Origin of the sequence: Buttiauxella agrestis ATCC 33320, from assembly GCF_000735355.1 — a bacterium.
Taxonomy (GTDB): domain Bacteria; phylum Pseudomonadota; class Gammaproteobacteria; order Enterobacterales; family Enterobacteriaceae; genus Buttiauxella; species Buttiauxella agrestis.
This window is the reverse complement of record NZ_JMPI01000022.1, coordinates 13,289-28,005: the sequence shown is the minus strand read 5'-3', so window position 1 is coordinate 28,005 and position 14,717 is coordinate 13,289. Positions and strand designations below refer to the sequence as shown.

At 51.6% G+C, this 14,717-nt stretch carries 12 protein-coding genes; 1 reads left to right on the top strand and 11 read right to left on the bottom strand.

The genetic code is table 11. The annotated features are described in order from the left end of the window. Positions 1-10: 10 nt before the first annotated feature. The 9 genes from GBAG_RS04885 to GBAG_RS04845 all read right to left on the bottom strand — a co-directional run bounded on the left by GBAG_RS04885 (position 11) and on the right by GBAG_RS04845 (position 11,754). The gene (locus tag GBAG_RS04885; protein WP_034493891.1) at positions 11-1,306 is read right to left on the bottom strand and encodes an MFS transporter; all 1,296 of its coding nucleotides are present in this window, start codon (positions 1,304-1,306) and stop codon (positions 11-13) included. A gap of 348 nt (positions 1,307-1,654) precedes the next feature. Next, on the bottom strand, positions 1,655-2,965 hold the full coding sequence (locus GBAG_RS04880) for an MFS transporter (RefSeq protein ID WP_034493889.1): 1,311 nt from the start codon (positions 2,963-2,965) through the stop codon (positions 1,655-1,657). A gap of 304 nt (positions 2,966-3,269) precedes the next feature. Next, positions 3,270-4,658: an amidohydrolase family protein gene (locus GBAG_RS04875; protein ID WP_034493886.1), complete on the bottom strand. Its 1,389-nt coding sequence runs from the start codon at positions 4,656-4,658 to the stop codon at positions 3,270-3,272. A 15-nt stretch (positions 4,659-4,673) separates the two neighbouring features. Continuing rightward, positions 4,674-5,624, bottom strand: a complete 951-nt coding sequence (locus tag GBAG_RS04870) for a carbamate kinase family protein (RefSeq protein WP_034493885.1) — start codon at positions 5,622-5,624, stop codon at positions 4,674-4,676. 99 nt (positions 5,625-5,723) lie between these two features. Beyond that, on the bottom strand, positions 5,724-7,262 hold the full coding sequence (locus GBAG_RS04865) for a xanthine permease (RefSeq protein ID WP_034493884.1): 1,539 nt from the start codon (positions 7,260-7,262) through the stop codon (positions 5,724-5,726). Between the two features lie 11 nt (positions 7,263-7,273). Further along, complete coding sequence (locus GBAG_RS04860) at positions 7,274-8,686, bottom strand: YlbE family protein (RefSeq protein ID WP_034493883.1); 1,413 nt, start codon at positions 8,684-8,686, stop codon at positions 7,274-7,276. Further along, complete coding sequence (gene fdrA / locus GBAG_RS04855; RefSeq protein WP_034493882.1) at positions 8,683-10,233, bottom strand: acyl-CoA synthetase FdrA; 1,551 nt, start codon at positions 10,231-10,233, stop codon at positions 8,683-8,685. Before fdrA ends, GBAG_RS04860 begins: the two co-directional genes overlap by 4 nt. Continuing rightward, the gene (locus GBAG_RS04850) at positions 10,211-11,014 is read right to left on the bottom strand and encodes an oxamate carbamoyltransferase subunit AllH family protein (protein WP_034493880.1); all 804 of its coding nucleotides are present in this window, start codon (positions 11,012-11,014) and stop codon (positions 10,211-10,213) included. The genes fdrA and GBAG_RS04850 overlap by 23 nt, the downstream gene beginning before the upstream one ends. Positions 11,015-11,148: 134 nt before the next feature. Continuing rightward, positions 11,149-11,754: an ankyrin repeat domain-containing protein gene (locus GBAG_RS04845; protein WP_034493879.1), complete on the bottom strand. Its 606-nt coding sequence runs from the start codon at positions 11,752-11,754 to the stop codon at positions 11,149-11,151. Between the two features lie 443 nt (positions 11,755-12,197). On the opposite strand from GBAG_RS04845, the gene GBAG_RS04840 reads away from it, so the two are divergent. Beyond that, positions 12,198-13,127: a LysR substrate-binding domain-containing protein gene (locus GBAG_RS04840; protein ID WP_034493878.1), complete on the top strand. Its 930-nt coding sequence runs from the start codon at positions 12,198-12,200 to the stop codon at positions 13,125-13,127. Here GBAG_RS04840 and GBAG_RS04835 read toward each other — a convergent pair. Then, positions 13,124-13,774 (bottom strand): DsbA family protein, encoded by a 651-nt coding sequence (locus GBAG_RS04835; RefSeq protein ID WP_034493876.1) that lies wholly within the window; start codon positions 13,772-13,774, stop codon positions 13,124-13,126. The genes GBAG_RS04840 and GBAG_RS04835 overlap by 4 nt on opposite strands. A 12-nt stretch (positions 13,775-13,786) precedes the next feature. Continuing rightward, positions 13,787-14,653, bottom strand: coding sequence for an MBL fold metallo-hydrolase (locus GBAG_RS04830; protein WP_034493875.1), 867 nt, complete (start codon positions 14,651-14,653; stop codon positions 13,787-13,789). Positions 14,654-14,717: the final 64 nt, after the last annotated feature.

Genomic DNA, 14,717 nt, shown 5'->3' with positions numbered 1-14,717 from the left:
TTGCCCACATTTACGCCAAAGAGTTTTTCAACTCCCTACGTTTGCGGTTAATCTCAATAGATAACGTAAGCAATGCCGAAACCACCAGCATCCCCGCAACACAATAGAGCGCCAGTGAAAAATCGCCCGTGGTCTCTTTCAACCAGCCAATCACCGCTGGCCCAGCAAAACCACCTAAGTTGCCGATAGAATTTATTGCTGCAAGTCCTGCGGCAGCGGCAGGGCCGTTAAGGAATAGCGACGGAATACTCCACAGCGGTGGCTTGCAAGAGGAGATACCAATATTCGCCAAAATCAGGGCAAATATAGCCAGCGGCAACGAATGAACTGAACCGGCAAGAATAAACCCAACACACGCTAATAAACAGGCGCTAACGACGTGCCAGGTTCTTTCTTTAGTTTTATCAGAATGCTTCGCCCACAGGATCATCGCAACCACTGAAAGCGCTGCCGGAATCGCATTCACAAAACCAATTTGAAATGTGCTTAAGCCAAACGATTTTATAAACTGCGGCGACCAAATATTGAGTGAATACAAACCTGCCGAGGTTCCGAAATAGACAACGGCCAGCGTTAACACGCGCGCATCAGTCAGCCCTTTCCAGATGCTGGTTTTTGCCTGATGGCCCTGCCCGCTGCGTTCTTGCGCAAGCGTAGTGATAAGCCATTCCGTCTCTTTTTGAGAGAGCCAGCGATTCTTTTCAGGCCTATCGTTTAAATAAAAAAGGGTGAAAACACCCAATATAATGGCAGCGACGGCGTCAATCAGGAACATTAATTGCCAGCCTTTCAAACCCAATGCGCCATGTAAACTCAAAATAGTCCCAGCAAGCGGCGAACCCAACATTGCCGATATTGGCGCCGCCGCCATGAAAAATGCGATAACTTGTGCACGACGCTTAACAGGAAACCAGGTACTTAAATAGAGAATAATCCCTGAGAAAAAGCCCGCCTCTGCAACGCCCAGCAGAAAACGCAAAATGTAGAACCCAGTTGCGGTTTCTACAAACATCATACAGGCAGCAATCGCCCCCCAACTCACCATAATACGTGCCAGCCAAATCCGTGGCCCCACTTTTTGCAAAATAATATTAGAGGGAATATCAGTAAGAAAATAACCTATAAAAAACATGCCCGCGCCAATACCAAATACCGTTGAAGAAAATCCCAAATCTTGATTCATGGTTAACGCTGCAAAACCAATATTAATTCGATCAAAGAAAGCAATAAAATAGGCAAACATGACAAACGGGACAATTCGCCAGGTTATTTTTTTGAGGGTAAGATGTTCTATTGAATGAGTCATAGCATATTTCCATTATTTTAATAAATAATCGGCCGCCTGTTGTTATCGTTCGAAATAGCATCAGGCCAGTCATTGAAATATGCGCTGTCGTTCAGGATGAGTCATCAAGTCGTGATTATATAAAAAAATGCAATAATGTTCTCAAGGGAAAAGTTTCGTTAAAAAAACGTGACAGATCATGTAGCTAGCGGGCTAGACACAAAAGGAACATGGGCACTGCGTTAAAAGCCAGTATGAATGTATGGAGATTAAGTGGGGAACTGAAAATGGTATTTGTGATGTGCTTCAAATATCAGGCATTTACTCGATGACTAAGAACGGCTACCTGAATCGGTAACCGTTTCACTTTCAGGAAGACTTCGAATGAGAAGCCCGGTAAGCGCTATTTTGTCGGTTTGCACTTTTTGAAAGTAACCATACAAGAATCGACGACAAACACAGTAACGCGGCGACAAAGAGCAGCCCGCCCGTAAAACTTCCAGTGTGTTCTTTTATAACACCAATCATTACCGGCCCAACAAACCCACCCAGATTGCCGATAGAATTTATGGTGGCAATCCCCGCCGCTGCCGCAGATCCTGATAAGAACATCGTCGGCATACTCCACAGTGGCGGCTTGGAGGCACTGATACCCACGTTAACCAGAGTTAAGGCGATAATTGCTGTCACTACGGTGGTAACCATACCAGCATAAATCAACCCTACTGCCGCCAGCATACAAGCACCGATAATATGCCAGGTGCGCTCCACTTTTTTATCGGAATGCCTTGCCCAAAGTACCATTGCAACTACGGCAATAATAGCTGGGATAGCGTTTAATAAGCCGACCTGCAAGGAACTCATGCCAAATGCTTTTATTATCTGTGGTGACCAAATCCCCAGAGTATATAAACCGGCAGAAGTCCCGAAATAAACGAGTGATAAGGCAATAACGCGTTTATCTGCCAGCCCTTTCCAGACGCTCACGTGAGAGGAACCCGCTTTGGTATTTTGTTCGGCAGCAAGTGTCTGCATAAGCCAGTCACGTTCTTCATCAGTTAACCACTTTGCTTTAGCAGGGCGATCGGTGAGCCAGAACAACACCACACAGCCCAAAATCACTGCGGGAATCGCCTCCAGCACAAACATCCATTTCCAGCCCGACCAACCAAGAAAGCCGTGTAATTCAAGCAATGCTCCGGAAATGGGTGAACCCAGAGCTGTCGATAGCGGTGCCGCAGCCATGAAGATAGCCGTCACTTGAGCGCGGCGTTTCATGGGGAACCAAAAGCTTAAATACAGAATAATACCAGGGAAAAATCCAGCTTCCGCTACACCCAACAAGAATCGTAAAATATAGAAACTTGTCGTGCCCTGAACAAAAGCCATTCCCCCAGAAACCAGTCCCCATGTAATCATGACGCGAGCAATCCAGATCCTGGCTCCCACTTTATTGAGAATTAGATTAGACGGAACCTCAAACAAAAAATAACCGAGGAAAAATATCCCCGCACCGATACCAAAAACAGTGGGTGAAAAACCTAATTCCTGATTCATTGTTAATGCCGCAAAGCCAATATTTACTCTATCCAGAAAAGCAATAAAATAGAGCAGCATGATAAAGGGAATAATGCGAAGCGTTATTTTTCGCAGTACCCGTGTTTCGAGTTCTGTAGACATAAGAGGAGATCCTCTGTGCGGTTTGTAGGGTGGTAAGATTATTATTAGCGTTACAGGAATTGATTATGATTGTTTATTTTTAGTTATCATCCAGGTTTGATTATATAAAATATTGATATAATCAAACTTCAAGAAAAACTCTGGTTAATCAAAGGTATTTAGAGGGGAGCAAAAAAGGAGGACTCTGTAGAGCAATTAATGAATACTGAATTAGATGAATTATTGCAACTATTTATTCGTTCAACATAAAACATACCTGCACGGCATGAGCATCATGCAGGATGTTTCTTACTAAAACAAAAAACTACGCGCTAAGCGCACCCCACACCAAATTGCCTTTATGGAACGTGGCGGTACGAGGCGAAATACGCGCCACCGCTTCGGCCGAACATGAAGCATCCACCAGCACAAAGCTCGCGTCATCCTGCGCTTTTGGCCATACGCGCTCGCCTTTGTCGTTCAGCGGCAGCACGTTGCCGGTGGCAATCGCAAGGGATCGTGAAAGATTCAGCTCGCTCACCCGCATATAAAGTTGCGCATACAAGTTAGCTTTTTCCAGCATGTCGCCCAGGCCATACGGCGACCAGTGGTCGATCACGCTGTCGGTACCGGTCATCACAAACACACCTTTGTCTTGTAACTGTTTGAGCGGCATATGCAGGGTGCCAATCGGCACCGTGGAGGCGATGGTGATTTGCTGTGCCGCCATGCGCGTAGCGATGGCATCCACTTCTTGTTCGTTCATCATCGCCAGCGCAAACGCGTGGCTGATGGTGACTTTACCTTTCAGCTCCGGGGTTTTCTCCACCGTTTCTACCATGTAGTTCACCGCCGCAATCCCGGCTGGGCTGGTTTCATGCAGGTGAATATCAACGCCTTTTTTGTAGTCGATGGCTATCTGGAACATGGTATCTAAGGATTTTTCCATCGCGCCATCGACGTTCGTCGGGTCAAGCCCGCCGACGTAGTGAGCGCCCGCTTGCATTGCATCACGCATCAACGCAACGGAGTTCGAGTGCAGCAAACCGTGCTGCGGAAACGCAACGATTTCACAGCTAAAACCAGACTTACGGCGTTCCAGAACTGCTTGCAGATTCTCGAGGTTTTTCAGGCCGGAAACCGGCTCCACGTTGCAATGGCTGCGGGCGATAGTCGAGCCTTTCGACTGAATCAAATCAATCAGCTTTTCGGCACGTTCCTGCGTGACCGGTTGCAGCTCAGGCAGCAGTTTTTGCTCCAGGGCAATCATATCCAGAATCGTGGTTCCCGCTGGGCGGTTATGCACGCGCCACGGGCCACCGTAGAAGGTTTTGTCGAGATGAATATGCATATCGCGCATCGCTGGCAGCAACAGTTTTCCTGACGCATCGTAATGGGCGAGCGTGGCGTCCGGGTGTTGTTTATTTGCGAGCAATGCCGCAATTTTGCCGTCTTTAATTTCCAGCGTTTTCAGCTCGGTTTGCGTGCCGACAATCGTCTGCCCGTCGCGTGCAAAACCGGCTTCTAGCAACACGTTATCGAGATAGTAATGGGATTCTTTGATAGCGCTCATACGATTGTCCGTTTCACAGGCGATGGAAGCTGGTTTAGCAGCATACGCCATCGAACCGGTCGCGCCAAAGAGCGCACAAGCCGCCGCCACTTTGCCACCGCCGCTAAGAAATTCACGGCGGCTTTTTTCTGCATTATTCATCGAGTTCTCCCACTCTTAATCATTAACAATATGGGTGCCAGTTTCACCGCGCAGTGCGGCGGGTAATTTTTCAGGGGTGGTGATAATCACGCGTTTGCCGCCGTTGCGCAGGAACGCAAGGCTGGCAGTAATTTTTGGCAGCATGCTGCCCGGCGGGAAATGCCCTTCTTCGCTAAAACGCGCCATTTGTTCGACGGTGACTTCATCGATCGCACGTTGCTCAGGTTTGCCAAAGTGAATACACACTTTCTCCACGCCAGTGGTGATCACCAGAATGTCAGCATTCACTTCGCGAGCCAGCAGCGCGGTGGAAAGATCTTTATCGATAACCGCATCCACACTCTGGTAATCGCCCTGTTCGCTGCGAACTACCGGAATCCCGCCGCCGCCTGCGCCAATCACTACAAAACCTTGCTTGATAAGCGCGCTGATGGCATCCGCTTCGACAATGCGCTTCGGTTCCGGCGAGGCCACCACGCGGCGGTATCCGCGCCCGGAGTCTTCAACAAATCGCCAGTCCGGGTGCGCGACTTTCAGCGCTTCGCACTGCTGCGCGCTAAAGAATGCGCCAATCGGTTTGGTCGGATGGGTGAAATTAGGATCGTTTTTGTCCACTTCCACCTGAGTAATCACGGTCACGGCTTTTTTGTCGCCGCATTTCCCGAGGCGGTTATTGAGTGCCTGCTGGATTAAATAGCCGATGCCGCCCTGGGTATCCGCCACGCAGTTTGCCAGCGGCGTAAGCGGCAGCCCTTCTTTCTCATGGGCGATTTCCGCCCGGCGTAAATCAAGACCAACCTGCGGGCCGTTGCCGTGAGTGAGCACGATGTCGTAGTCCGACGAGAGCATTTCCAGCACCGTTTCGGCGACTTCTTTTACCGCGATTTGCTGATGTTCAACTGACTGGCTGGCGTTATCTTTGATGATGCTGTTGCCGCCAATTGCCACGACCACGAGTTGTTTCATTGTTTTTATCCTTGTAGGGCAAGGGCCGGTGGATGACGCCTGCGGCTTATCCACCCTACAAAACCGTAGGGCGGATAAGTACGCGTCATCCGCCATTTTTTATACCGAAGTCACAACCTCGGATGCCGCTTCACGACGGTCGAGCACATGCTTCACCACAAACATCGCGCCCATCATCAAATACGCGGTAACGAACATCAGCGAACTACCCTGTGCAAAGCCGACCACCGGCGCGTGTATCACGCCAAACAGCGCCAGCAATGCACCGACTACGGCTGCAACCGCGCCGCGTAACGGTTTGTTGATAATCGCGAAAATCGCCACGCAACCCCACAACATACTGGCAAGCGGCGCACCATTCCCCAGATGCACCAGGCCTTGATAAAACACCCCTTTGTGCGCCAGCGCTTCCGGGCCGATTTTCGCCGCCGTTGTGCCCGCTGCGGCCATCACACTATTCACCATGGTCAGCGCCCAGTTGGCTATCCACGGGAACAAGCAGATGAAGATAACCGGTACCTCTATTTTCGGCGTTTCGCGCACCACCTGGTTTGCCGTCACCACGCCGATAAACACCAGAATCGGCACAATCGCGGTCATCGGAATAATGGCGAGCATGAACGCCCCAAGGCCAAACAGCGGCACGATAAACATGGTGACGCCAGACGCCAGCGTGTAACCGATGCTCGCGCCCATCGCTTTCCAACCCGCATGGCCGACGTACACCGTGACTGGGAACGGGTTCCCCATCAGGCAACCGAGCGTGGAGGCAAGGCCGTTGGTCAGCATCACTTTACGCGTGTTGTATTCATCACCCGCTGCGTGGGCGCTTTCGATGTTTTCCAGGTCGAAAATGTAGTTCGCCAACCCCAACGGAACCGCCGAGGCCAGGTAAGGCAGCGCATGCGGCAAGCCTTGCAGGAAGCTATCAACATGAATTGATGGCGGGTTAAAACCGAACGAGGACATCGACGCTTTGATGGCTTCCGGGGTTTGCAGGCCAGAAATCCACGCCAGCGCCGTACCCGCAACCAGCAGCAATAAGCCGGTTGGAATGCGCGCAAACATCGGTTTTTTACCAAACCAGTTAATGAAGATAAGCAGCAGCACAATGAAGGAAACCGTCGGCGCTTCAAATGCCTGTAGCATCGGGTTCATCGCCAGCAGCAACAAACCTAAGCCCGACAAACACGACAGCAGCACGGTACGCGGGATCATCTTGCGGATGGTTTCGCCCAGGAACGAACCGCCCACCAGAATCATCGCTTCAACAAAACACCACACCAGGCCAATCTGAATCGCAAACTCAGCGTCGCCGGTTTGCTGGTAGACCGGCATCAATACCAAAAACGTCACGGTAAAGATGGACGGTGCACTTGGCCCGGAAGGCAGCGCGGTCACATCTTTGCGCCCTGTCTCTTTTGCCAGTTGCAGGCCGAACCACGCGTAGCAAATACTCGCCACCAGCACCGCCAACCCGAAGGCTGGCGCAATGCGCCCGTAAACAATCTCCGTCGGAATACCCACCACAAAAATGAGTAACCCCATCATGGTCAGCAAGTTAGTCAGGTTATTGGTCATCAACCCGAAATATGCCGCCCAGTCACCGCGTTTCCACTCAAGCTTAACGTTTGTCATCGGGGTATCCCTCAGAAAGAGTAACGCTCACCAAAGGCGAGCAGAGCCTTCTCAAAACATTCAAACGGCGGATGCACAATCCCGGCGCCAATCATGCCAATACCCGCGTCTTTGTGGGCAATAGCCGTGTTGATCACCGGCAAAATGCCGCTGTCGCCGACGCGCGTGATGTCGATGGCGGTCGGGATGCCCATAAACGACAGCAGCGGAATGGTGACGTTCGGGTTTTCACCGAGCGTGATTTCGCGCATCTGGCGTGAGAAATCAATCGCCTCGTCCACGGTACCGCCCACCAGCGCGACAATCGCAGGAGCCGTCGCCATCGCAAAACCGCCGATGCCGTAGGTTTCCGTGATCGCGCTATCACCAATATCGAGACCGGAATCTGCCGGTTTGTAACCGGCAAACATCGGGCCGATGACCTGCTGCGCCGGGCCGGTAAACCACTGCCCCGGCAGGCCGCTGACGCGCAGGCCAAACTCCACGCCGTTACGCGCCATGGTGGTAACGACGGTGCTGTATTCGATGCCGTGCGCCGCGTCCATTGCCGCTTTGCACATCGCCATCCACGTTGGGCCGGAGAAGTAGTCGCTGCTGGCGACAAAATCGAACACTTCTTTTTGCTGCGCGACGGTGAAGTGGGTCTGAATAATCCACGGCGTCAGCGCCTGAATCAGCAACGTGGTGCCTGCGTTGTTGCGGTTGTGGCACTCGTCGCCCATATGCAGCGCCTGCGCCAACATCAAACGTAAGTCAATTTCGCCTGCGAGCTTCATCGCATCACGCAGCATTGGGCCGAGCACGTCGCGCATCCAGATAAGGCGGTCGATCACGCTCTGGTCGTTCGCTCCCATGCGCAGGATTTTCGCCATTTGCTCGCTGAGGTTGGTGTAAGCCCGGTTGCCGTAGGTTTTGTTTTCGACGATATGCATAAACATCGAGGCCGACGTCACGCCCGCCATAGACCCCACGCAGTCGTGTTCGTGGCATGGCGAGAAGATGATTTCGCCGGAAGCGGCAAGCTGCACGGCCTCATCAATATTCGCCGCCAGGCCTTCAAACACCAGCGCCCCGGTGACGGCACCTTTCATCGCGCCGCACATATTTTCCCAGGCGACAGGCGGCCCGGCGTGCAAAATGGTATTGCGCGTCATGCCCGGCACCACGTTAATCGCCTGGTCATAACCCACTAAAACCGGCTGCGACTGAATGATGCGTTCTACGGCGAGTTTGTTGGCGGCGGCGACTTTTTCGGCAAGCTCTGGGGCGGCAATCGCATCCAGTGCATTCACCACAGCCAGATTGCCCTGCCCCGGTGGCGTCCAGTCCAGTTGCGTAACGGGAACGCTCTGCTTTTTCAAATCATCGCTAAACATCGCAATGCCGACGTTAATCACATTCAGCGGTTGGTTAAACAGACTCATTGTGCTTTCTCCTTGCAGACAAACTCACGCGCCAGCAGCCCGGTGTTGGTGCTGCTGCTTGCCCAAATCACCCCGGCATCGGTCAACATCTGGCACTGCGCATCAAGCGATGGCGTGTCCAAATCGGTGCCGAGCACGTAGCCCAGAATTTCCAGGTTGCGCGAGTCGCGGGCGGCAATGGCTTTGGCTTCTTTGATGGCATCCAGCATCACGCCAACCGGGTTTTCGTGCGAGCCGTAGCCCAGCACAAAATCCATCACGATCACGCCGACTTCCGGATCACGCGCTTCTTGCAGCAGGCGGCTGATGCGGTTGGTCGGGTCAATCATTGGGTGCGGTTTGCCGTTGGTGAAATCGTCGTCACCGAAATCGAGGAAGGTGTGTGCGATGCTGACATTCACGTCTTTGAGGCGGTATTCAGGATTCGGCTGGATATTGCTGTAGACGTCCGGGTATTTTTCCAGCGCTGCAAACATCGCTTCATCGCAAAGGGTGCCGCCGCAGAACAGCGCACGGATGTACTTCTGCTCAGGCTTCAGGCGCGCACGCACTTCTTCAATCAGCGGCCAGTTGAGCGGATGTAAATCCAGCGACTCTTTTTTGATGCCGGTCAGCAGCACGGCTTTCAGCGCCGCTTCTTTAGTGGCACGGGCAAACTGCAAACCCGGTTCGTCGGCACGTGTTTCGCCGTTACCGAGGAAGCAAACCACGACGGGTTTGCGGCAAGCCTGCGCACGTTCCAGCACTTTACGCGCCACGGTTTCAGCAGGCGGTTTAGATACCAGCACAATCACTTCGGTTTGTGCGTCATTTTCCAGCATCTGGATGGCATCGAGCATCATAATGCCGCCGATTTTCTCGCTTAAATCACGCCCGCCAGTTCCGATAAGCTGGGAAATACCGCCGCCAAATTCGTGAATGCGCACGCTTAATTCCTGGCTGCCAGTGCCGGATGCGCCAACAATTCCGATGGAGCCGCGGCGCACTTCATTGGCAAAACACAGCCCTGCGCCGTTGATAATCGCGGTGCCGCAATCCGGCCCCATCATCAGCAACCCTTTGCTGTGGGCGAGTTGCTTGAGTGCCAGTTCATCATCAAGAGAAACGTTATCGGAAAACAGCATCACGTTCAGGTCGTTTTCCAACGCCTGACGCGCTTCACGGGCCGCGAAAGCGCCGTTGACGGAAATCACAGCAAGGTTACTTTCAGGGATATTGTGATGCGCACTGGCAAGGGTTGCGTAACGCGCTTCGTGGCGTGAATTGCCGCTGTCTTTGCGGGTGAACAGACCTTCAATGGCTTCAAGCGTGGCGTCGTTTGCTGTATCGCTCGCGCCTTTGATAACAATCATCAGGTCGCCATTTTTGGCCTGTTCGAGTTCGTCGTTTAACAGGCCGAGGTTTTTTAACACCCCTTTGTTCATTTCGGTCGCCATCGCGACAAACGCCTGTTCAACGCCTTCAAGCTGGTTAGCTTTGGTTGAAATGGACATCAGTGAGACCGAATCAAAATAGGTGTTCTTTTTAATTACAATCCTGGTCGACATAATTTCCTCCGTTAATTTTGGTCAAAGCGAAGGCGTCCGCCATGCCGCAAAGCATGTCGCAACCCGAACTTGACCCTATTTTTTTAATTTCATTTATAAATGGATGAATATTTTCTACATCACCCATCAGTATCTGATGAATAAAATCATAAATACTTTCGCGATAACGCTGATTAATCGCTTCGCGCAGCGTAATTACACTTAATAATGTGGTTTTATGCTTACCCGCTTCCAGCGTAGATTTAAATATTTCGCAATACTTCACTGCCGGATGCCCGGCTATAAATAAAACCACACTTAACCCGGCGAGATAATCATCCCCGGTAGGGGTTAAGCCAATTCCTAAACCCAATAAACCGTTAATTTCATTTTTAATCGCACTGCCGTTCCCTGTGCATAATGCTGAAATTAGCTCCCGGCGATGGTGTTGAAGCTGGCGACTCATTTCCTGATAAAAAATGTTGTCACCGCAAAAATAAAATAATGACGAACTTTGCTCGACCGATGCCTGAATAATTCGGGCAAGGTTTTGCCAGTCGGTCTGGTTTATTTGTTGTTGCGTGATAAACAGCGCATCAGGTTGCCAGCGAGTGCAACTTGAGAAATCAATACGTTTATCGGTGCCAATCTCGATGCCGCTGTGTTTAAAACTCACCTGTTCACCAGGCTTAAAAATATTCAGGCAATGCTCAAGGGCTAAACGGCAGCTGTTGGGTGCGTTATCACAGTCGGCACTGAGCAGGGTTAAAATCTGTTCTTTTTCAGGGAGGTGAATATTCACCGCTCTGGAAAACACCTGCTCGATATAACCAACTGTATCAACTTGTAATTCTGGCGCATAAAACGCGCTGTCTGCCGTTTTTGCCAGGAGGCACTGCCGCAGCTGATATCCGGCGATAGTGCATCTCCTGTGTTTTAAGCTCCGGCTTTGACCAGCAGCTCGGCAATCTCGTGATACCCTTTTTCGCGTGCCAGCGTCAGCGGCGATTTACCGTATTTATCGGTCATGTGCGGGTTAGCACCATGGTCGAGCAGCAGTTTGACAATCTCCTGCTGTTTCGCCCCACCGTCGTTCAACACGATGGCTTCGAGTAGCGGCGTCCAGCCAACGAAATTAGTGTGGTTGACGTTAATATCGGTCTGCGTCACCAATTCGCGAACAATTTCGACATGGCCTTTTTCGCTAGCCGGAGTAATACCCACGCCACCAAAACGGGATAAACAATTTAGATCCGGATTTGCCGGTAATATCAGGCGTAATAATGTCAGGTCGTTATTCAGGCAACTGAGTAAGAAAGGGTTAAAACAGGTTTGATCTTGCTTATTAACGTCTGCTCCGGCCTTAATTAAATATTCCACACAGTCATATTTTTTGTGCAGACTGGCAAGAGTAATTGCAGTGCGACCCTGGCGATTGGTGGCGTTAATATCCGCGCCATCACTGAGGCATTGTTTTAGATTTTCCAGATGCCCAAGTTCTGCTGCATTTAGAAATTCTGCAATGAGTTCTTTCTGAGACATATCCATACTCCCATACTTTGCTATTTCCGATGAATTGAGAATAGCAACACTGTCGATGCTTTAACATCCGTTTAAAAATCATTCATCGTTAATGACAGCATTGTTGAATAGTATTCAACAATGTGAGAAAAATGTGGGTCAGCGCAATATTTTACCTATGATAGAACCGCTTTCAGCAGGCTTTAGTACCCACTGGCGAGCATGCCACGAGGCCTTGCGGAACGCGGGGGAAATGGGATTCAAGAAGTGTGATACTCTTCAAATCACTTGTAACGGCAGTGTTAAATATGGTTCAAGACAAAGTCGCGGATCATAAGGAATACAAATACATTCAACAATAGCGTCGAATGGCGTTACGGTTGGTTATGGGATTTGTAGGGTGGATAAGCCGCAGGCGTCATCCACCAAAAAACATCCACCGAAAGGACAGACAGGAGCGGCACATGAATTCTATTTTTACCGAAGAGAACCTGCTGGCCTTCACCACCACGGCGCGGCTTTCCAGTTTTAGTAAGGCTGCTGTCGAACTGGGGATCACCACCTCTGCCGTTAGCTACACCATCAAAAGAATCGAGACGTACCTCGATGTGGTGCTGTTTGTGCGCAACACGCGCAGCATTGAATTGACCGAATCTGGCTACTACTTCTATCGCAAAGCGACTGAACTGCTGAACGACTTCCATGCCATTAAACGCGGCGTGGATACCATCTCGCAAGGCATTGAAGTGAAAGTACGCATCTGTATCAATCAGCTGCTTTACACGCCGCGCCATACCGCGAAGCTCCTGCAAATCCTCAAAAAACAGTTTCCCACCTGCCTGATAACCGTCACCACCGAGGTGTATAACGGCGTGTGGGACGCCATTATTAATAACCAGGCCAATATCGCGATTGGTGCGCCGGATACGCTGCTCGACGGCGGCGGTATTGATTACACCGAAATTGGTGCGATTCGCTGGGAATTTGCCATCGCCCCGACGCACCCGCTGGCGTTTATGCCGGAGCCGATTTCCGAGAGCCAGCTGCGCCTGTATCCCAACATCATGGTGGAAGACACGGCGCTGACGCTGAATAAAAAAGTGGGATGGTTGCTGCACGGGCAGGAAGCGATTCTGGTGCCGGATTTCAACACCAAATGTCAGTGTCAGATTTTGGGCGAAGGCGTCGGTTTTTTACCGGATTACATGGTGCGCGAGGCCCAGGAAAGCGGCCTGCTGGTGACGCGCCAGATTAACAACCCGCGCCAGGATTCGCGCATGCTGTTAGCAACCCAACACGCCGCCACCGGGCAGGTCACGCAGTGGATTAAAAAACAGTTCGCCGCAGGTGGGTTGCTGGCTGAAATTTATGGGGATTTGTTGGTTCGGGGTTAAGCCCTAGCCACGCTTCGCAGCAACATCTCCTGCCAGGCTGGAACATCGCCCAGGTAATGTCCGGCATCCAGCACCTGTAACTGCCCGACGTTATTCTCAAGCGCAAAAGTGGGGAAACCACGGCCACCAAGCTGCGCCAGTAGCGCACGGCTTTCAGCAATATGCTGATTCAGGATTTCACCGTCGATGGCCTGCATTTCTGCGCTAAAAGGCGGGGCCGATAAGCCAAGTTCCAGGGCCAACGCTTCCAGAACCGGTAAATCTGCCACACGCTTGCCATGCTGGTAGTGCGCCACCTGAATAAGATGGAGCATATCCAGCCCGCGCCCGGCCAGCTTTTGCGCCGCAAGAATCGCGCAGGTGGGCGGGGCCGAGTCCATCACTGCCGTGGTATCCAACAGCAAGCCATTGATATACGCATCACCGAACGGCTGCCCGGTCATGGCGGCAATCCGCGCATCATGCTCGATAACATGCCCGCGCCACTGCGCGTCTATGGTGCGACGGTGGTTTCCCACCATCATGCCGCCGCCATGCAGAGCAATGGAAAGACCTTTGACCGCACGCGCCGCCTTCACCAGCGGTGCCACGCCGTAGCACCAGCCACAGAGCGGGTCGAAAATGTAATGCAGAGTGTGAGTTGTCATTTTGCCTCCTGGTTACTGCGGCCAGTTCATCTCACCTTTCAGCACTTTCGCACTTAGCTCAAGGCTCGACTCATCTTTTAGGCCCGGATACTGCTTTTTCATCGCCGCAATCAGTTGAGCTGAATCTTTGGCTTTCGGCAACGCGTTTTCCAGCCTCGTCAGATAGTTTTGCGTAAACGTGACCGACTCAAGCGTTTGCGGTGCGCCCGGCAGGAAATGGCCTGGAACCACCACTTCCGGTTTCAGGGCTTTGATGCTTTCCAGCGTTTGCTGCCAGTCGGCACGCGATTGCGGCGTTTGAGTATCAGCCACCCACAGATGAATATTATTGCCCGCCACTGGCACCCCGCCCACCACCGCTTTTAGCGCGGGGATCCACACATAGGTGCGGTCTGGCGTTGGGCCTTTTACTTCGATTTTCTGGCCGTCAACCATGAAGCTGTTGCCCTGAAGCGGCTGCGGCACCACCACCGATTGTGGCGCGTTCTCTTTGAGGATCGGTCCCCAGTAAGCCAGTTTGCCCTCTTTCGAGGCATTAATCGCCGCAATGGTTTCCGGCGTGGCGACGATTTTTGCCTGCGGGAACGCGGCCTTAATTTTGTCCAGACCGAAGTAGAAGTCCGGGTCAGAATGGCTGATGTAAACGGTGGTCAGCGTTTTGCCGGTCGCTTTGATCTTCTGAATCAGCTGCTCGGCGTCGTTACCCTGGAATTGCGCATCAATGAGCACCACTTCTTTCTCGCCGCTGACTATCTCGGATGACACCGGGAACACGCTTTTCTCACCGGGATTGTAAACTTCCATCGTTAACGGACTGGTGGCGTGCGCCAGAGTCGTAATGCTTGCGAGAGTCAGAGTAAGTACAGATTTTTTAAACATAGCAGATGTCCCTAATTGTCTTAATGATAGGCACATCTTACGTTGCATAAATTGATACAAAAAC

Excerpts from the sequence above, each read along its gene's own strand:
- GBAG_RS04830 (WP_034493875.1), bottom strand. The coding sequence starts at position 14,653 with ATGTTTAAAAAATCTGTACTTACTCTGACTCTCGCAAGCATTACGACT.
- fdrA (WP_034493882.1), bottom strand. The coding sequence starts at position 10,233 with ATGTCGACCAGGATTGTAATTAAAAAGAACACCTATTTTGATTCGGTC.
- GBAG_RS04840 (WP_034493878.1), top strand. The coding sequence starts at position 12,198 with ATGAATTCTATTTTTACCGAAGAGAACCTGCTGGCCTTCACCACCACG.
- GBAG_RS04880 (WP_034493889.1), bottom strand. The coding sequence starts at position 2,965 with ATGTCTACAGAACTCGAAACACGGGTACTGCGAAAAATAACGCTTCGC.
- GBAG_RS04865 (WP_034493884.1), bottom strand. The coding sequence starts at position 7,262 with ATGACAAACGTTAAGCTTGAGTGGAAACGCGGTGACTGGGCGGCATAT.
- GBAG_RS04875 (WP_034493886.1), bottom strand. The coding sequence starts at position 4,658 with ATGAATAATGCAGAAAAAAGCCGCCGTGAATTTCTTAGCGGCGGTGGC.
- GBAG_RS04870 (WP_034493885.1), bottom strand. The coding sequence starts at position 5,624 with ATGAAACAACTCGTGGTCGTGGCAATTGGCGGCAACAGCATCATCAAA.
- GBAG_RS04835 (WP_034493876.1), bottom strand. The coding sequence starts at position 13,774 with ATGACAACTCACACTCTGCATTACATTTTCGACCCGCTCTGTGGCTGG.
- GBAG_RS04860 (WP_034493883.1), bottom strand. The coding sequence starts at position 8,686 with ATGAGTCTGTTTAACCAACCGCTGAATGTGATTAACGTCGGCATTGCG.
- GBAG_RS04845 (WP_034493879.1), bottom strand. The coding sequence starts at position 11,754 with ATGTCTCAGAAAGAACTCATTGCAGAATTTCTAAATGCAGCAGAACTT.
- GBAG_RS04885 (WP_034493891.1), bottom strand. The coding sequence starts at position 1,306 with ATGACTCATTCAATAGAACATCTTACCCTCAAAAAAATAACCTGGCGA.